18 protein-coding genes are annotated in these 18,104 nt (G+C 41.6%); 14 read left to right on the top strand and 4 right to left on the bottom strand.

The features are described from left to right. Positions 1–71 precede the first annotated feature (71 nt). The 7 genes from pdhA to FILTAD_RS12280 all read left to right on the top strand — a co-directional run bounded on the left by pdhA (position 72) and on the right by FILTAD_RS12280 (position 7,358). Positions 72–1,187: a pyruvate dehydrogenase (acetyl-transferring) E1 component subunit alpha gene (gene pdhA / locus FILTAD_RS12310; RefSeq protein ID WP_124071090.1), complete on the top strand. Its 1,116-nt coding sequence runs from the start codon at positions 72–74 to the stop codon at positions 1,185–1,187. Between the two features lie 3 nt (positions 1,188–1,190). Beyond that, entirely contained in the window at positions 1,191–2,168 is a 978-nt protein-coding gene (locus FILTAD_RS12305; RefSeq protein WP_124071088.1) for an alpha-ketoacid dehydrogenase subunit beta, read from the top strand. Between the two features lie 54 nt (positions 2,169–2,222). Continuing rightward, positions 2,223–3,593 carry a dihydrolipoamide acetyltransferase family protein gene (locus FILTAD_RS12300; RefSeq protein WP_124071086.1) on the top strand — a complete coding sequence of 457 codons (1,371 nt, stop codon included), beginning with the start codon at positions 2,223–2,225 and terminating at the stop codon, positions 3,591–3,593. Between the two features lie 4 nt (positions 3,594–3,597). After that, positions 3,598–5,010 (top strand): dihydrolipoyl dehydrogenase, encoded by a 1,413-nt coding sequence (gene lpdA, locus FILTAD_RS12295; protein ID WP_124071084.1) that lies wholly within the window; start codon positions 3,598–3,600, stop codon positions 5,008–5,010. A gap of 158 nt (positions 5,011–5,168) precedes the next feature. Continuing rightward, the gene (locus FILTAD_RS12290) at positions 5,169–5,990 is read left to right on the top strand and encodes a polysaccharide deacetylase family protein (protein WP_124071082.1); all 822 of its coding nucleotides are present in this window, start codon (positions 5,169–5,171) and stop codon (positions 5,988–5,990) included. Positions 5,991–6,098: 108 nt separating this feature from the next. Beyond that, positions 6,099–7,055, top strand: coding sequence for an NAD(P)H-dependent flavin oxidoreductase (locus FILTAD_RS12285; RefSeq protein WP_124071080.1), 957 nt, complete (start codon positions 6,099–6,101; stop codon positions 7,053–7,055). A gap of 24 nt (positions 7,056–7,079) precedes the next feature. After that, positions 7,080–7,358, top strand: coding sequence for a UPF0223 family protein (locus tag FILTAD_RS12280; RefSeq protein WP_124071078.1), 279 nt, complete (start codon positions 7,080–7,082; stop codon positions 7,356–7,358). An 82-nt stretch (positions 7,359–7,440) separates the two neighbouring features. Here FILTAD_RS12280 and FILTAD_RS12275 read toward each other — a convergent pair whose 3' ends face one another. Further along, complete coding sequence (locus FILTAD_RS12275; protein ID WP_124071076.1) at positions 7,441–8,067, bottom strand: YktB family protein; 627 nt, start codon at positions 8,065–8,067, stop codon at positions 7,441–7,443. A gap of 159 nt (positions 8,068–8,226) precedes the next feature. Here FILTAD_RS12275 and FILTAD_RS12270 point away from each other — a divergent pair, with 159 nt between their 5' ends. Then, positions 8,227–8,424 (top strand): hypothetical protein, encoded by a 198-nt coding sequence (locus FILTAD_RS12270; RefSeq protein ID WP_124071074.1) that lies wholly within the window; start codon positions 8,227–8,229, stop codon positions 8,422–8,424. 126 nt (positions 8,425–8,550) lie between these two features. Then, entirely contained in the window at positions 8,551–9,342 is a 792-nt protein-coding gene (locus FILTAD_RS12265) for an inositol monophosphatase family protein (protein ID WP_124071072.1), read from the top strand. A 57-nt stretch (positions 9,343–9,399) separates the two neighbouring features. Here FILTAD_RS12265 and FILTAD_RS12260 read toward each other — a convergent pair whose 3' ends face one another. Further along, a complete protein-coding gene (locus FILTAD_RS12260; RefSeq protein WP_124071070.1) occupies positions 9,400–9,585 on the bottom strand; it encodes a YlaF family protein in 186 nt (61 codons plus the stop codon). A 98-nt stretch (positions 9,586–9,683) separates the two neighbouring features. Here FILTAD_RS12260 and typA point away from each other — a divergent pair, with 98 nt between their 5' ends. After that, positions 9,684–11,513: a translational GTPase TypA gene (gene typA / locus FILTAD_RS12255; protein ID WP_124071067.1), complete on the top strand. Its 1,830-nt coding sequence runs from the start codon at positions 9,684–9,686 to the stop codon at positions 11,511–11,513. 86 nt (positions 11,514–11,599) lie between these two features. Continuing rightward, a complete protein-coding gene (locus FILTAD_RS12250) occupies positions 11,600–11,938 on the top strand; it encodes a YlaH-like family protein (RefSeq protein WP_238988234.1) in 339 nt (112 codons plus the stop codon). A 304-nt stretch (positions 11,939–12,242) separates the two neighbouring features. On the opposite strand, the gene FILTAD_RS12245 is transcribed toward FILTAD_RS12250, so the two are convergent. After that, positions 12,243–12,446 carry a YlaI family protein gene (locus FILTAD_RS12245; RefSeq protein ID WP_124071065.1) on the bottom strand — a complete coding sequence of 68 codons (204 nt, stop codon included), beginning with the start codon at positions 12,444–12,446 and terminating at the stop codon, positions 12,243–12,245. 12 nt (positions 12,447–12,458) lie between these two features. Continuing rightward, a complete protein-coding gene (locus FILTAD_RS12240; RefSeq protein ID WP_124071063.1) occupies positions 12,459–12,959 on the bottom strand; it encodes a peptidyl-prolyl cis-trans isomerase in 501 nt (166 codons plus the stop codon). 181 nt (positions 12,960–13,140) lie between these two features. On the opposite strand from FILTAD_RS12240, the gene FILTAD_RS12235 reads away from it, so the two are divergent. The 3 genes from FILTAD_RS12235 to pyc all read left to right on the top strand — a co-directional run bounded on the left by FILTAD_RS12235 (position 13,141) and on the right by pyc (position 18,104). Continuing rightward, positions 13,141–13,422, top strand: coding sequence for an Fpa/YlaN family protein (locus FILTAD_RS12235; protein ID WP_124071061.1), 282 nt, complete (start codon positions 13,141–13,143; stop codon positions 13,420–13,422). A gap of 62 nt (positions 13,423–13,484) precedes the next feature. Next, entirely contained in the window at positions 13,485–14,648 is a 1,164-nt protein-coding gene (locus FILTAD_RS12230; RefSeq protein WP_124071059.1) for an FtsW/RodA/SpoVE family cell cycle protein, read from the top strand. Between the two features lie 18 nt (positions 14,649–14,666). Then, positions 14,667–18,104: a pyruvate carboxylase gene (gene pyc / locus FILTAD_RS12225; protein ID WP_124071057.1), complete on the top strand. Its 3,438-nt coding sequence runs from the start codon at positions 14,667–14,669 to the stop codon at positions 18,102–18,104.

The following is an 18,104-nucleotide window of genomic DNA, read 5'->3' as shown; positions in this document are numbered from 1 at the left end:
GAAAAAGAAAGAAATTGTATCAATGAAAATCCCTTTGATTCATAATACAGATATAAAGGAGAGTTGCCGAAATGGCTGCCAAAAAAGATAAGCAGTTCGATCCGGTGAAGACACTTCACGAGATTGAAGAGAAATTTGAAATGTTCCAGATTTTAAACGAAGAGGGCGAAATTGTTAATAAGGATGCAGATCCTAAAATGTCCGACGAAGATTTAATTGAATTGATGACGCGTATGGTTTACACACGTATTTTAGACCAACGTTCAATTTCGTTGAACCGTCAAGGACGTCTAGGTTTCTACGCGCCGACAGCGGGGCAGGAAGCTTCACAACTAGCGTCCCATTTTGCATTAGAAAAAGAAGATTTCATCATGCCGGGTTATCGTGATGTCCCTCAACTAATCTTCCACGGGTTACCGTTATCAATGGCATTCTTATGGTCACGTGGCCATTTCCAAGGTAGTGCGTTGCCAGAAGGTTTGAATATCTTCCCACCGCAAATTATTATCGGTGCGCAATATATCCAAGCTGCTGGAGTCGCACTAGGCTTCCAAAAACGTGGAACAAAAGCAGTTGCAATGACATATACAGGTGATGGCGGAACTTCACAGGGAGACTTCTATGAAGGCATTAACTTTGCAGGAGCTTTCCGTGCGCCGGCCATTTTCATTGTACAAAACAACCAATATGCTATTTCAACACCACGCGAAGCGCAGACTGCCGCGAAGACGCTTGCACAAAAAGGAATTGCCGCAGGTATCCCGAGTATTTTAATCGATGGAATGGATCCTCTTGCGGTCTATTCAGTTACACGTGATGCTCGTGAACGTGCTATCAACGGAGAAGGGCCAACACTGATTGAAGCATTATGCTACCGTTACGGACCTCATACGATGGCAGGTGATGACCCAACACGTTACCGTACTTCTGATACGGACAGTGAATGGGAAAAACGTGATCCACTTATCCGTTTCCGGAAATACCTCGGAACAAAAGGGATATGGAATGAAGAAAAAGAAAATGAAGTAATTGAACGTGCGAAAGAGGAAATTAAAGAGGCAATTAAAATTGCTGATGCGGCTCCAAAACAAAAAGTGAGCGATTTCCTTAAGATTATGTATAAGGGTGACCTTCCTTATAACGTAAAAGAACAGCTAGATATCTACACTGAGAAGGAGTCGAAATAACCGATGGCACAAATGACGATGATTCAAGCGATAAACGATGCGATGCGTTCGCAACTTAATAATGATGAAAACGTCCTCGTCTTCGGTGAAGACGTAGGGAATAACGGAGGCGTATTCCGTGCAACGGAAGGCTTGCAAAAAGAATTCGGTGAAGAACGTGTATTTGACACGCCACTTGCTGAATCGGGTATTGGCGGTCTTGCAATCGGACTTGCTCTAACGGGTTTTCGTCCAGTCATGGAAATTCAATTCTTTGGATTCCTTTTTGAAGTATTAGATTCTGTAAGCGGTCAGCTTGCACGGATGAGTTTCCGTTCAGCAGGTCACTATAACGCACCAGTTACAATTCGTTCACCATTCGGCGGCGGTGTTGCCACGCCTGAAATGCATGCTGACAGCTTGGAAGGAATTGTTGCTTCTCAGCCTGGTTTGACAGTAGTCATTCCTTCAACACCGTATGATGCGAAAGGCCTTCTCATCTCTGCTATCAAAGACGAGAACCCCGTTATTTTCCTTGAGCATATGAAACTTTATCGGTCATTTAGACAAGAAGTGCCGGAAGAAGAATATACAATTCCGTTGGGTAAAGCGGATGTTAAACGTGAAGGGAAAGACCTTTCCATTATTACTTATGGTGCGATGGTTCAAGAAAGTTTGAAAGCGGCTGAAGAACTTGAAAAAGTAGGCTATTCAGTTGAGGTAGTCGACCTTCGTACAATACAGCCGATGGATATTGAAACAATTATTGCTTCTATTGAAAAAACAAACCGTGCAATGGTTGTCCAAGAAGCACAAAAACAAGCTGGTGTAGCTGCGAATATTGTAGCTGAAATTACAGAGCGCGCAATTCTTAGCTTGGAAGCGCCGGTATTGCGAGTAACGTCTCCGGATACTATCTACCCATATGCACAAGGTGAGAATACATGGCTTCCTAATGCCAAAGACATCATCGAAACGGCTAAAAAAGTATTAACGTTCTAATCCAACTAGTTATAAACTGAACGTCCTTAATTGATAATGGAAAGGGTGAATCGCGTGGCATATGAATTCCGTTTACCAGATATCGGAGAAGGTATCCATGAGGGTGAAATCGTAAAATGGTTCGTCGCTGTTGGCGATACAATCAATGAAGATGATACACTTTTAGAAATTCAAAATGATAAAGCAGTTGTAGAAATACCCTCACCTGTTACGGGAACTGTTGAAGAAATCCTTGTTTCAGAAGGAACAGTTTCTGTTGTAGGTGATGTATTAATACGTCTAGATGCACCTGGTTATGAACAACCACAGAGTAAACATGATGAAGAGGTCCCAGAAGCGAGCACGAAAACGGAGTCACAAGTTCAAGCGACTGCTGAATCGGGTCAAGCAATTGAGAAAAATGAAGCACCAAAAGATGAAGTAAAAGAAGTGGCTAGTGAACAATCACCGCAAAAAACAGCACAATCAGAAGTTGATCCGAATCGTCGTGTTATCGCAATGCCTTCGATTCGCAAATTCGCACGTGAAAAAGATGTAGATATACGTCTTGTAGCAGGTACGGGTAAAAATGGTCGTGTCATGAAAGAAGATATCGAATCATTCCTTAACGGCGGTCAAGCACAAGATAAGCCATCTGAAGCTGAAGATGCTAAAGAAGCTGTTCAGTCTGAAAATGCAACGCAAGCAGAAACAAGTGCTGCTCCTGTTTATCTTGAAGGCGATTTCCCGGAAACGCGCGAAAAAATGTCTGGAATCAGAAAAGCGATTGCAAAAGCGATGGTCCATTCAAAACAAACGGCACCGCATGTTACATTGCTTGACGAAGTCGATGTGACAGAATTAGTTGCACACCGTAAGAAATTTAAAGATATCGCTGCTGAAAAAGACATCAAACTAACATACTTGCCATATGTCGTTAAAGCACTCGTATCTACATTACGCGAGTTCCCTGAATTTAACAGATCTCTTGACGACGCTACACAAGAAGTTGTTCAGAAGCATTACTTTAACATCGGCATAGCAGCAGATACGGATCGAGGACTCCTTGTTCCCGTCATTAAACACGCTGACCGCAAATCGGTCTTTGCAATTTCTGATGAAATCAATAACCTTGCGGTAAAAGCACGTGATGGTAAACTTGCGCCAGCAGAAATGAAAGGTGCATCTTGTTCAATTACAAATATCGGTTCTGCAGGTGGGCAGTGGTTCACACCGATTATTAACCATCCTGAAGTTGCGATTCTTGGAATAGGTCGTATCGCAGAGAAACCTGTTGTAAAAAATGGTGAAATTGTGGCAGCACCTATGTTAGCATTATCACTAGTGTTCGATCACCGAATGATTGATGGTGCAACTGCACAACATGCGTTGAATCATTTGAAGAAATTACTCGGTAATCCAGAACTTTTATTAATGGAGGCGTGAGAAAATGGTAGTAGGAGACTTTCCAATCGAAGTAGATACACTTGTCGTAGGATCAGGGCCTGGAGGGTATGTTGCAGCAATCCGTGCTGCGCAATTGGGTCAAAAAGTAACAATCGTTGAAAAAGAAAATATCGGTGGTGTGTGCTTAAACGTTGGATGTATTCCTTCCAAAGCGCTTATCTCTGTAGGACATCGTTTTGCAAGTGTCCAAAATTCCGATTCAATGGGGATTACAACAACTGGTGCGAAATTAGACTTTTCAAAAGCACAAGAATTTAAAGACAGTGTTGTAAACAAATTGGTTGGCGGTGTCAGCGGACTTCTTAAGGGCAACAAAATAGACGTTATTCAAGGTGAAGCCTATTTCGTTGACGGCAACACAGCGCGTGTAATGGATGAAAAATCTGCACAGACATATAAATTTAACAATGTCATCATTGCAACAGGATCACGTCCGGTTGAAATTCCGACATTTAAATATTCGAAACGCGTCATCAATTCAACAGGCGCTTTGAATCTTGAAGAGGTACCATCTAAACTTGTCGTAATTGGCGGCGGATATATCGGAACTGAATTAGGTTCTGCATATGCTAACCTTGGTTCTGAAGTAACAATCATCGAAGGCGCTAATGACATTCTTGCAGGCTTTGAAAAACAAATGACACAAATCGTTAAAAAAGGCTTGAAGAAAAAAGGTGTTGAAATCGTTCTTAAAGCATCTGCTAAAGGTGTGGAAGAAACGGAAACCGGCGTTACAGTCACATATGAAGTTGGCGGAGAAGAGAAAAAAGTTGAAGCTGACTATGTTCTAGTAACAGTTGGTCGCCGTCCAAATACGGATGAAATTGGACTTGAAGAGATGGGCGTAAAATTCCTTGAACGCGGTATCATTGATGTCGATAAACAATGCCGTACAAGCCTTCCGCATGTCTATGCAATCGGTGACATCGTTTCAGGTCCCCAACTTGCACATAAAGCTTCATATGAAGCAAAAGTTGCAGCAGAAGCAATTTCTGGCCATAAATCTGAAGTAGACTATTTGGCAATTCCAGCTGTATGTTTCACAGATCCCGAACTTGCAACTGTCGGCTTAAACGAGCAACAGGCGAAAGACGAAGGCTATGAAGTGGCAGTCGGTAAATTCCCATTTGGCGCTAATGGGCGTGCACTCGCTCTTGACGCAACTGATGGGTTTGTTAAACTTGTTGCACGTAAAGAAGATGGACTTCTACTTGGAGCGCAAATTGTCGGTGAAAACGCGTCAGATATGATTGCTGAACTCGCTCTTGCAGTGGAAACAGGCATGACACTTGAAGACGTTTCAATGACAATCCATGCACATCCTACATTGGGTGAAATTTCTATGGAAGCAGCGGAAGTTGCACTAGGAACACCAATCCATATTATGACGAAATAAGAACTGAACCAATAATCGCCTATGAAGCAGCTAGTTGCTTTATAGGCGTTTTTTGTTTGCATTATGCTGTACTAGGTAATAGAAGGATTGAATACGAGTCGTTGTTTGGGATACTTGAATCATGCTACTATTATTGTGCTGGAAGGATTGGTGATTAGATGAAAAAACAAATCGTATACGTAATGGCAATGCTTATTTTACTCTTGGCAGCCTGTGCGAAAGAAGAACCGGAAGATGAGAAGGAACCGATTGAAAATAATGATTCAGTTGAAGAAAGGGGCGGGGAAACAGAGGAACCGGTAGAAGAACCGCCGGCAGAAGAAATTGTAGAAGAAGTAGCAGAACCTTTATATGCATTAAATCCAGTAACCTACTCTGTTGAGCCAATTGGGGATGCGAACGCTAAGGTAGTCCTGTTGACAATTGATGATGCACCGGATAAGCGAGCCCTTGATATGGCGAAAACACTAAAGCGTCTGGATGCCCCGGCAATCTTCTTCGTGAATGGGCATTTTCTAGCAACGGATGAGAAAAAAGAAGTGTTAAAAGAGATTCACGATATGGGCTTTATGATTGGTAACCATACAAAAACACATGCCAACTTGAAAGGGATTACAGAACAACAACAACAGGAAGAAATCCTTACAGTGAGTGATACTGTTGAAAGAGTAATTGGGGAACGCCCGAAATTTTTCCGGGCACCATTTGGTATTAATACTGATTTCAGTAGAGCACTTGCAGAAAAAGAGGGAATGACTCTCATGAACTGGTCTTTCGGTTATGATTGGGAAAAGCAATATATGGATGCAGAAGCGATTGCGGATATAATGGTCAATACAGAACTGTTACATAACGGATCGAATCTTTTAATGCATGACCGTGAATGGACGGCGGATGCATTAGAAGAAATCGTACTTGGTCTGCGCGCGAAAGGCTACGACCTAGTTGATCCTGCAACAATAAAGGTTGCAAAAGAATAATGTGGGACAGTTGAGTAAGTCGTATGTGACTTTCTTATCCGCCTTTTGCAGGTGAATCGAGTGAAGACGAAGAAGTGTATTGATAGTGATTAAAGGGGAGGGCTAATTATGGAATGGAAAACAAAAGTGACAGAACTGCTTGGAATTCAATATCCGATTATACAAGGTGGACTTGCATATCTTGCGTATGCTAATCTTGCGGCTGCTGTATCTGAGGCGGGTGGTCTCGGACAAATTACAGCGATGAGTCTGAATTCACCCGAAGCACTTCGGGCTGAAATCCGCAAAGTCAAGGAACTGACCAATAAACCGTTTGGTGTAAACTTTGCAATTGGTCAACATGGCCGTCCATATGCCCATATGGTGGAAGAAGCTCTTGAAGAAAACGTTAAAATAATGTCTGTGACGGGTGGAAATCCTGCCCCCTTCTTTGAACAATTAAAACAGACGAATGTCAAAACGCTTGTACTTGTCGCGGCAAAAAGACAGGCTCAAAAAGCGGAAACACTTGGGGCGGATGCTGTAATGGTTGTAGGACAAGAGGGAGGCGGCCATTTAGGGCGTGATGACGTTGGTACGATGGTGCTTGTACCACAAGTCGTTGACGCTGTTACGATTCCCGTTATTGCATCGGGAGGCATTGGTGACGGCCGAGGTTGGATGGCGGCGCACTCTCTTGGTGCAGAAGGAATCGAGATGGGTACACGGTTTATCGCCACAAAGGAGTGTATACATGCTTCAAAGGCCTATAAAGATGCCCTTCTGACTAGTAGCGAGACGGATACAACGGTCATTAAGCGAACACTAGGCTCTCCTGCACGTGCACTAACGGGAACTTGGACAGAGAAGATACTGGGACTAGAAGCCGAGAACGCCAATTACGAACAATTGAAGGCGTATATAAGTGGTGAAGCAAACCAACGCTATATACATGATGGAGAGTTAGACAATGGCTATGGATGGGCTGGGCAAGTCGCGGGTATGATCGATGACGTTCCGACTGTTGCTGAACTGTTTGAGCGAATGGTAGAAGAAGCTGAAGGTATACGTTGCCGATGGAGTTAAAGTATATGAAAGGAGATTTTAGTAATGGACTATAACTACCCCATTCGACATGATTGGTCGACAGCAGAAATCATTGCTGTCGCAGCATTTTATGAAGCAGTAGAGAAGGCGTATGAATCAGGGATCCAGAGGGAAAGGTTAATGGAGAGCTACCGTGATTTTAAAAAAGTGGTTCCCTCCATGGCTGAAGAAAAAACGCTTCTAAAAGAATTCGAAGAAGCAAGCGGTTACGTTTGTTACCGTGTAATAAAGGCGGCAAAAGAAGGGATGGATAATGAACTAATAAAAGGGGTGCAGCGTTAAGCTGCATCCCTTTTTTCAAAACGGTATTAATTTTCAACCTGAACTATGCCTGTCGCCCCTAACCAAGGCGCTTTCGCTTTTCTTATTTCCCGATAACGATGTCATACACTGGAAGCAATTTATCGAATGCCTCTTCTGCAAAGGCTATGAAGTCTTCATTTGACAAGTTAACTGCATCTTCTGCAGACAAATGACGCCCGACAAGAAACTCAGCTTTTTTAACAGAATGTAATCGTTCCAAAAGGTTCTCAAGTTCCACCGCGTCTATTTCGCTGATTTTTGTAGCCTCCGGTTTCATATGATCACCCGAAACAATATAGGAATCGGGCAAGGTGGTGAGAGCGGAAAGATTTTTCTTTAATCGCTCAGCAATTCCTTTTTTATCGGGATTTTCATAAATAACCGCTAAAATTATGAATAAATGTGTTCCCCAAAGACCAATCTGAAAGTGTGGCAATGCTTTATAACCTCTTTTTGCCGGTGCAAATGCAACCCAACTGTCTTTTGGCGGGTTGACAGTTCTTCTAGCATGTTTTGCTATATGTGGAAAGAATTCATCTGTTCCGTGGGCGGACAAACGATCCGCAAAATGTCTGCCTAGAATTGCGAACTTTGGTTGAATTTTATTTTGAAGCCCTTCCATTCTTTTTTCTAAACCATTAATCGAAAATACTTCAAAATCATCTTTTATCCAGAAATGATTGTCCATTTTCATTCCTCCTAAATACTTTTACACGTTTATCGTAACAGAAAAAAGGGAACAATCTTATACAACAAGGCTTATAACTAGAGATTATTTCTGGCAAGACATATTTTAATTATAAGTACCTGAAAATTAAGACTATATTAAAATGAAGGGGTGTCAATCATGAAACAAGTCGTCCATATTATCCGGAAAGCGGATGTAGAGAAGGAGTACGTGAAGTTGCTCACTCTAGAACTTGATTACGAACTTGCTACCTTATTTGAAGCAGTGCAAGAAGAGGATTCAAAACAAAAAATGAAAAGCAAGCACAGACTTATGGAAATTCACCGTGAGCTGGAGATATTGAATGGTTTCGCGTAAACAAGGAAAGGTGACCTAAAAGGGTATCCACACACGCTTCTGAATCGGAAGATGTGTATTAGGGTACCTTTTTCGTTATACTGAAAAGAGAAAAATAATTCAGTGTAGAAAAAAGGGGGAGACGTCTTGAATTGGGGATTAATTGACCGGTATGCAAAATCATTAATAAAAGAAGCAGGACATAAAATTCGTGTCTCTTTTTTCAATAATATCGATATTGACTCGAAATCGGATGCAAATGACCTCGTCACAAATATTGATCGTGAAGTGGAACAGTTTTTCATCAGTCGTATTAAACGTGATTTCCCAGACCATAAAATACTTGGAGAAGAAGGTTTCGGTGATGATGTACAGTCATTGGATGGGGTGATTTGGATACTTGATCCAATTGATGGAACGATGAATTTCATTCACCAGAAACGAAATTTTGCTATTTCCCTTGGAATCTATGCAGAAGGTGTAGGTATGTTGGGGTACATATACGATGTTATGGGCAATGATTTTTACCATGCCGCTAAAGATGAAGGCGCTTATTTCAATGATGAACGACTACCGCAATTGGAAGTCACAGCTCTTAGTGAAGCGGTCATAGGCGTTAACGCAAGCTGGGTAGCCCCAAACCGATATATGGATCACGAAGGTATCATCCAACTCGTACAAGCTTGCAGAGGGACACGTTCTTACGGTTCTGCCGCTATGGAACTTGCGTATGTTTCTTCAGGAAGGTTAGACGCTTACATGTCGATGCGCCTATCGCCATGGGATATAGCAGGAGGAATGATCATCGCACAGGAGGTTGGTGCGATTGCGACGAATATGAAAGGCGAGACGCCACATCTTCTCGGTCAAGATACATTCATAGTGGCAAGACCTGGCTTACATGAAACCATGTTGAAAGACCATATTAGATTAAAATAAAAAGAACCGTTTAGCGCAACGGCTCTTTTCAATAAAGTGGGATGGTGAAATCAATTTTTAGAGGGTTCCTAGCTCGCGCATTTTCTTTTTTGTCTTAAAACCATTTCCCATAATAAGAACGAGGGCCACAACTGCAATGACACCGAATGGTATGCTGTGCATGCCTACTGCGAAGCCGATTAAGCACATTGAAGCGACAGCTGCAAGTGAGTAAAAGACAAATATCCATTTAATGTTTTTCAAAAAAATCCCTCCATCTATATAAAATGTTTTTCTATCTGCTCTTCATGTGCTATAATAACACAGTTAATCAACGGAAAAAAGAATAATGGAGTGAGAACATGACAATATATCGTGATGATTTACGTAACATAGCTATTATCGCCCACGTCGATCACGGAAAAACGACACTAGTGGACCAACTATTAAAACAATCGGGTATCTTCCGTTCCAACGAACAAGTTGATGAACGTGCAATGGACTCGAATGATATTGAACGCGAACGCGGAATTACAATTTTAGCAAAAACAACTGCTATTGAATACCATGACAAAAAAATCAATATCCTGGATACACCTGGTCACGCAGATTTCGGTGGCGAAGTAGAACGGATTTTGAAAATGGTAGACGGTGTAATTCTTGTTGTTGATGCTTACGAAGGTTGTATGCCACAAACACGTTTCGTTCTCAAGAAGGCACTAGAAGAAAACTTGAAACCAATCGTTGTAGTAAATAAGATTGACCGTGAATTTGCACGCCCTGAAGAAGTTGTCGATGAAGTACTTGAATTGTTCATCGAGCTAGATGCGAATGATGAACAACTTGAATTCCCAGTCGTATACGCTTCTGGATATAATGGGACAGCAAGTCTATCACCAGATCCTTCTACACAAGAAGATACACTTCGCGTACTTTACGATGCGATTCTTGAAAATATTCCTGCACCAGTAGATAATCGTGACGAACCGTTACAATTCCAAGTGTCACTTCTTGACTACAGTGATTATGTTGGGCGTATAGGAATCGGACGTATCTTCCGTGGAACGATGAAGGTAGGCCAACAAGTATCAGTTTTGAAACGTGATGGCTCTGTAAAAAACTACCGCGTTACAAAAATGTCTGGATTCCTTGGGTTAAAACGCATTGATATCCAGGAAGCTTTTGCAGGTGACCTTGTTGCAGTCTCAGGAATGGAAAATATTGACGTCGGCGAAACAATTTGCCCGGTCGATCACCAAGAAGCACTTCCTGAATTATTCGTGGATGAACCGACTTTGCAAATGACATTCCTCGTTAATAATAGTCCATTCGCAGGTAAAGAAGGTAAATGGGTAACATCTAGAAAAATTGATGAGCGTTTACAATCGCAGTTACAAACGGATGTATCACTTCGTGTAGATCCGACTGATTCTCCAGATGCTTGGACTGTTTCAGGTCGTGGAGAGCTTCACTTATCTATCCTTATTGAAAACATGCGTAGAGAAGGATTTGAACTACAAGTATCAAAACCATCTGTTATCGTTAAAGAAATTGATGGCGTTCGATGTGAACCAATTGAACGTGTTCAAATTGATATTCCTGAAGAACATGTTGGCGCAATCATTGAATCAATTGGTGAGCGTAAAGGCGAAATGCTTGATATGATCAACAACGGAAATGGACAAGTCCGTTTATTATTCAATGTACCTGCTCGTGGTCTAATCGGTTATTCAACTGAATTCCTAACATTAACAAGAGGGTACGGAATTATGAACCACACATTTGATGAATACAAACCAATGGCAAAAGGTAAAGTTGGCGGCCGTAGAAACGGAGTTCTTGTTTCAATGGAGAATGGAACAGCTACACCTTACAGCATCATGCAATTAGAGGACCGTGGAATTATGTTCGTAGATGCGGGAACTGATATTTATGCAGGGATGGTTGTTGGTGAGAATACACGTGAAACTGATTTGACTATTAACTTAACGAAAGCTAAACAAGCGACAAACGTCCGCTCTGCTTCAAAAGATCAGACGGTTTCAACTAAAAAACCACGGATTATGTCACTTGAAGAAGCTCTTCAATACTTGGATGATGATGAGTATTGTGAAGTTACACCACAATCCATCAGACTTCGTAAGAAGATTCTTGATAAAAACGAACGTGAAAGAGTTTCTAAAAAGAAATAAGTGGAGTGTGTGTCTCTTACGGAGAGTGTAGTAAGAGACACACAAACTTTTTTCTGACTTTGCATTAGACGAAAGGGATGTGTTGAATGAGTAATGATGTACAGGATCCAGATTTCGTATACGGCCGGATGTCGGGTATTGCCCGCTTCATTTATGAACAAATGCCTTCTTTTACAGGTGCCGGATATGTACTGTTCTTCCTCGTCTTCCTCCTATCGGCAATTGTATACAAATTAGGTTTTGCAAGGAAAATTAGACCTATGCAAAATGTAGTTATCTATATTTTTCTATTTATAGGTTGTCTAGTTTTAACGTTTCTTGCTTTTTTCCTTCCGATTGTAGAAGGACTTATCGTTGCGGCACTTATATTGATAATCTACCGTGTCCGTAGAATGAATGAACATAAAAAAGACCCCGTTACATGACGGAGTCTTTTTTTACTGTTCAAGAAAGAGTACTATATATGTTGACATAAAGAATCCTCTGAACAACGCTCGGCTACCCCGGTAAGGCGCCTTCGCTGGAGATTATATAGAATCATGCGTTCAACATATATATGCTGAAAAAGTATGATTTCATTGAATCCGCTGCGGCGCTTCGTGGATGCCTCCCGTGATAAGCCAGTCAGAAGATCACTGCCAGTCTTATCACTTCGGCTACCACTTAGAAGGCGCCTACGCTTAGTTTGTATGGAGATTCGTTTGTTTAAGGTGCTTTTGCTTTTCTACGTTAAAAGTCTTTTTCTATTGGGTGTGAGCTTCGTCTGAAGACGAAATTGCCTGTCGCAACCCGAGCGATTGTTTTGTTGGTGATTCGCTCTCTGCAACTCAAACACATATACGTATGAATCGGACGGTTCCTTAAGGTTTTTGCAAGTGGTGCATTGTCGGGTAGTTGTCCGATTTCATCACACATTACACATTTTACGCGCATAGTACCTCTCCTTCAGTCGATCCTGATTGCAGTGACATTACGAATAGGCTTGTCAATGTTCGAACCGTCTTTAAAGTAAACGTGAACGGGACCGTCTTCAAGGACCGGCTTCCCTTCGTCACAAAACTTGAAGATAAATTCTTTAGCTTCAGACAGTGGGAAAGGATGGCTGTTGCCATCGGTAGTTTCTATGAAAAGAGTTTGTGCATTCTCTAAAGGGTCAGCAATTTTTAAAAAGTGGCTTAAGCTTATACCGTAAGTGCCTGTTATTTCTTTTGAATCCTCAAACGTTTCTTCTGATTTCAATGTAGGTGGGAAAGTTGAGCCTTCCATGATTTCGCGCGACCAGTGTTTTCCCATCGCTTTTTTATAGGCTTCAAGTGGATCTTTTTCAACATACCCATTTGTGAAGTATTCATCTAAATCGATTCGACGGTCGTCAAAAATCCAAACTGTTGGATCCAATGTGATTGAATGTCGTACATTTCCTTTGATAGGAATAATAGTTTCCAATTTCATTTCCTCCTATTTATAAAAAACCTTTTCGTTAAGTATAACGCTTTGGTGCTCTAAGGAAAAGCATTTGGTGATAGTCATATTATTTGAAAGAGGAAATGCTTGCTTTTTCTTCATTCAAAAGATACAATTTATTCATAATCGCCGAGAAGAAATTATGGTTGATGGGGGCGTCCTCATGGATATTGAATTGCAAGAGACATATCAAGAAAGGGCCTTGGTACAACTTCAAGCCGATGCCGATAAAATTGCTCAACTAATTAAAGTGCAGATGGATCATTTGACGATGCCTCAATGCCCCTTATACGAAGAAGTGCTGGACACTCAAATGTATGGTTTATCACGTGAAATTGATTTTGCGGTTAAACTTGGGTTGATTGAGCGTTTCAAAGGGAATGAAATTCTTTCATTACTTGAAAAAGAAATGACTGTGCTGCACGAAATATATACGAAAAAGTAAGCTGAAAACTCAAACTTTTACATAGTTTGAGTTTTTTGTTTAACGAAGCCGAGGTATTGTTGATGAAAACGTACACTAAACGATTTTTACGTAATTTTGATTTTCCACTTTTTTTCGTATTTCTTTTTCTTACCCTTTTTGGGCTTGTCATGATTTACAGCTCAAGTATGGTATGGGCTGTTAATAAGTATGATTTCCCGGCAAATCATTTTTTTAAAAAGCAAATACTAAATTTAGCAATTGCTTATCCCGCTTTTTTTATAGCGGCATTTTTTCCTTATAAAAACTATAAAAGGAAAGGAATAATGGTATCCGCGGTTGTTGGTATGTTCGCGCTACTAATTCTTGTGCATTTCATCGGGTACGGGGAGGATGTCGGCTCTCAAAGCTGGATTGGTCTCCCGTTTGGAAGTATTCAACCATCTGAAGTGGCGAAGCTTGTCATCATTGTTTATTTCTCAAGTGTATTTGCAAAAAAGTATGAATCTGGTACGATAAACAACATCAATCAGGCAATCGCTCCACCGATTGGCATTCTTGTGCTCGCAGTAGGCTCAATTATGTTGGAGACGGATATTGGTACATCACTCATCATCATCATGGCGGCCCTTTCGGTTCTTGCTGCAAGCGGTATAAATAAAAAAACATTTATGAAAATGAGTGGGATTGTCTCGTTAGCACTTATACCCGTTGCAATTATTATATACTTTGCATGGGATACAGTGATGACCCCCAGCAGACAGGGGCGTCTGTTAGCCTATTTAAATCCATTTGACTACCTTCAGGGGTCAGGATACCAGATTGCTAACGGTTATATAGCGATTGGTACAGGTGGTTTAAAAGGGTTGGGACTTGGAAACTCAATTCAGAAGATGGGGTATTTACCTGAACCACATACTGATGTCATTATGGCGGTTATTTCAGAAGAACTAGGTGTATTAGGCGCTATCATTGTTATTGGCGGTTTAGGTTTTATAGTATTAAGGGCCTTGTCTATTGCATTGAAAGCAAAAGATCCCCATGCACGTATGCTAGCTGCGGGGATTGGTAGTGTGATAGGTATTCAAACGTTCGTAAACTTAGGTGGATTAACAGGGCTGATACCTCTTACAGGTGTACCGTTACCGTTTATCAGCTATGGCGGTACGTCGGTGATTCTGCTATCGTTATCTTTAGGAATATTGATGAATGTATCGATATTCGTAAAATATGAAAAAAACAAATAGAATAGGAAGTGTCGTATCATGGGGGAAATAAAAAAGATTCTTGTTGCTAACCGAGGCGAAATTGCAATTCGCATATTTCGTGCCTGTACTGAATTGAACATCCCTACAGTTGGGATTTATTCGACGGAAGATAGCGGGTCATTCCATCGTTACAAAGCGGACGAGTCCTATCTTGTCGGCAAGGGTAAAAAACCAATTGATGCTTACCTGGATATTGAGGGCATTATCGCGATTGCAAAAGACTCGGGGGCAAATGCAGTACACCCCGGTTATGGTTTTTTAGCTGAAAATGAAGAGTTTGCTCGACGTCTTGAAGAAGAAGGAATCATTTTTATCGGTCCTGGGTCGAAGCATCTGGATATGTTTGGAGATAAAGTGAAAGCAAGAACACAGGCAATCAATGCAGGAATTCCAGTCATCCCAGGAAGTGATGGGCCGATAACTATAGTCTCAGAAGTCGCAACATTCGGCGAATCGAATGGCTATCCGATCATCATAAAAGCCTCACTCGGCGGCGGCGGGCGCGGTATGCGTATTGTCAATTCCGCAGAAGAAGTGGAGGAAGCGTTTGAACGTGCAAGATCTGAAGCAAAGTCGGCATTCGGTTCAGATGAAGTGTATGTAGAAAAGTACATTAGTAAACCAAAGCATATAGAAGTGCAAATTCTCGGAGATACATACGGTAATATCGTCCATCTCTATGAACGGGATTGCTCAATTCAACGCCGCCATCAAAAAGTGGTCGAAATCGCACCTTCGATATCACTTGAAGATGGACTACGTGAAGAAATTTGTGAATCGGCTGTAAAATTGATGAAAAGTATTGGATACATCAATGCGGGGACAGTTGAGTTCCTCGTTTCCGATGGACGGTTTTACTTCATAGAAGTCAATCCACGTATTCAAGTGGAGCATACAATTACAGAAATGGTAACAGGAATCGATATTGTTCATTCACAAATCCATATTGCAAATGGTGGAAACCTTCATGAAGGAGAAACGGGTATCCCAATCCAGGACAAAATACCATTGTTCGGATACGCTATTCAGTCACGTGTCACAACCGAAGATCCTCTGAACGATTTCATGCCTGATACAGGGAAATTGATGGTGTACCGATCGGGTGGTGGATTTGGCGTACGTCTTGACGCTGGTAACGGCTTCCAAGGTGCAGTGATTACACCTTTCTATGACTCATTACTTGTAAAAGTGTCAACATGGGGAATGACGTTCCGTGAAGCGGCGGCTAAAATGGATCGAAACCTGCAAGAGTTCAGAATCCGGGGGATCAAAACAAATATTCCATTCCTTGAAAATGTCGTAAAGCATACGAACTTCCTCACAGGAAAATACGACACAGGATTCATCGATGAGACGCCTGAATTATTTCTGTTCCCGAATCGCAAAGACCGTGGAACAAAAATGTTGAATTATATCAGTAATGTGACGATTAACGGATTCCCTGGAATAGGAAAACAGTCAAAACCTGTATTCCATCCTGTGAGAAAGCCATCTATTGACTTACTGACGCCGCCCACACCAGGAACAAAACAAATCTTGGATGAACGCGGTGCGGATGGGCTAGTTAAATGGATCAAAGAACAAAATGATGTTCTACTAACGGATACAACTTTCAGAGATGCACATCAGTCGCTATTAGCTACACGTGTTCGTACGTCTGATATTACAAAAATTGCATCTGAATCGGCCAGAATGATGCCTGATCTTTTCTCATATGAAATGTGGGGCGGTGCGACGTTTGACGTTTCCTATAGATTCCTAAAAGAAAGTCCCTGGGATAGACTGCTGAAATTGCGCGAGCAAATCCCGAACGTTCTTTTCCAAATGTTGTTTCGCGGTGCCAATGCAGTCGGCTATACGAACTATCCCGATAACGTAATCCGGGAATTCGTGAAAAAGTCAGCGGACGCAGGTATCGATGTATTCCGTATTTTCGACAGTTTAAACTGGATCAAAGGAATGGAAGTGGCAATCGACGCCACACGTGAAGCGGGTAAGGTCGCCGAAGCTGCTCTTTGTTACACAGGCGATATCCTGGATGATTCTCGTGACAAATACACAGTTGGTTATTATAAACAGATGGCGAAAGAACTTGAATCGGCAGGTGCCCATATTCTTGCAATCAAAGATATGGCGGGACTTTTGAAACCGGAAGCGGCATATCGTCTTATTTCTGAACTAAAAGATACTGTCGATATACCGATACATCTTCATTCACACGATACAAGTGGAAATGGAATATTCATGTATGCGAAAGCGATTGAAGCGGGAGTGGACATCGTTGATACAGCACTTGGAGCAATGAGCGGACTGACTTCACAACCATCTGCCAGTTCATTGTATTATGCATTACAGGGCGGTAAACGGAATGTCCGTACAAATGTGAAATCACTCGAAGACTTATCGTATTATTGGGAAGACGTACGGAAATATTATCAGCCATTTGAAAGTGGCATGATAAGCCCTCATTCAGAAGTTTACGTACATGAAATGCCGGGTGGCCAGTACTCAAACCTACAACAACAAGCAAAAGCTGTTGGTCTTGGAGAACGCTGGGAAGAAGTGAAAGACTTGTACTCACGCGTCAATCTGTTATTCGGTGACGTCGTTAAAGTGACACCATCTTCTAAAGTAGTTGGCGATATGGCGTTATTCATGGTACAGAATGACTTGGATGAACAAACCGTGCTTACCCGCGGAAAGGCCATTGATTTTCCTGAATCAGTTATCGAGTTTTTTGAAGGGTATATTGGACAACCTTATGGAGGATTTCCCAAAGAGTTGCAAAAAGTCATCTTGAAAGAACGTGAAGCAATCACTGTTCGTCCAGGTGAGCTATTACAGGATGCTGACTTTGAAAAAATACGAGACAATTTGAATAGCATGTTGGACCGACCGGTTACGAGCCACGAAGTACTTTCCTATGCAATCTATCCGAAGGTATTCGAAGAATATTCCGCTATGGAAAAAGAATTTGGTGATGTATCCGTCATCGATACACCTGAATTTTTATATGGAATGCGTCTTGGTGAGGAAATAGAAGTGGAGATTGAAAAAGGGAAGACATTGATTGTCAAACTTGTTTCGATTAGCGAGCCTCAGTCGGACGGCACACGTGTGATGTATTTCGAATTAAATGGTCAGCCAAGGGAAGTTATCATTAATGATATGAATGTTGAATCCGATATTGTCCGAAAATTGAAAGCCGATCTTGGTAATACTGCGCATATTGCAGCTACAATGCCAGGAACTGTATTAAAAGTTGTAGTTTCCAAAGGAGCGAAAGTGAAACGTGGCGAGCATCTCCTTATCACTGAGGCGATGAAGATGGAGACGACAATCCAGGCACCTTACGATGGGATTGTAAAAGAAATTTACGTTGCAGCCAGCGAATCAATCTCCACAGGCGATTTACTAATTGAATTGGAACAGTAA

This window comes from Filibacter tadaridae (assembly GCF_900609045.1).
In the GTDB taxonomy this organism is placed as follows: Bacteria; Bacillota; Bacilli; order Bacillales_A; family Planococcaceae; genus Sporosarcina; species Sporosarcina tadaridae.
Note: the sequence above shows the minus strand (reverse complement) of the source record. Positions and strands in the feature narration are given on the sequence as shown.

Coding starts and splice junctions, on each gene's coding strand:
- FILTAD_RS12275 (WP_124071076.1), bottom strand. CDS start 8,067: ATGGACAATCATTTCTGGATAAAAGATGATTTTGAAGTATTTTCGATT.
- FILTAD_RS12250 (WP_238988234.1), top strand. CDS start 11,600: ATGAGTAATGATGTACAGGATCCAGATTTCGTATACGGCCGGATGTCG.
- FILTAD_RS12230 (WP_124071059.1), top strand. CDS start 13,485: ATGAAAACGTACACTAAACGATTTTTACGTAATTTTGATTTTCCACTT.
- FILTAD_RS12305 (WP_124071088.1), top strand. CDS start 1,191: ATGGCACAAATGACGATGATTCAAGCGATAAACGATGCGATGCGTTCG.
- FILTAD_RS12245 (WP_124071065.1), bottom strand. CDS start 12,446: ATGCGCGTAAAATGTGTAATGTGTGATGAAATCGGACAACTACCCGAC.
- pdhA (WP_124071090.1), top strand. CDS start 72: ATGGCTGCCAAAAAAGATAAGCAGTTCGATCCGGTGAAGACACTTCAC.
- FILTAD_RS12270 (WP_124071074.1), top strand. CDS start 8,227: ATGAAACAAGTCGTCCATATTATCCGGAAAGCGGATGTAGAGAAGGAG.
- FILTAD_RS12280 (WP_124071078.1), top strand. CDS start 7,080: ATGGACTATAACTACCCCATTCGACATGATTGGTCGACAGCAGAAATC.
- FILTAD_RS12235 (WP_124071061.1), top strand. CDS start 13,141: ATGGATATTGAATTGCAAGAGACATATCAAGAAAGGGCCTTGGTACAA.
- lpdA (WP_124071084.1), top strand. CDS start 3,598: ATGGTAGTAGGAGACTTTCCAATCGAAGTAGATACACTTGTCGTAGGA.
- typA (WP_124071067.1), top strand. CDS start 9,684: ATGACAATATATCGTGATGATTTACGTAACATAGCTATTATCGCCCAC.
- FILTAD_RS12285 (WP_124071080.1), top strand. CDS start 6,099: ATGGAATGGAAAACAAAAGTGACAGAACTGCTTGGAATTCAATATCCG.
- FILTAD_RS12290 (WP_124071082.1), top strand. CDS start 5,169: ATGAAAAAACAAATCGTATACGTAATGGCAATGCTTATTTTACTCTTG.
- pyc (WP_124071057.1), top strand. CDS start 14,667: ATGGGGGAAATAAAAAAGATTCTTGTTGCTAACCGAGGCGAAATTGCA.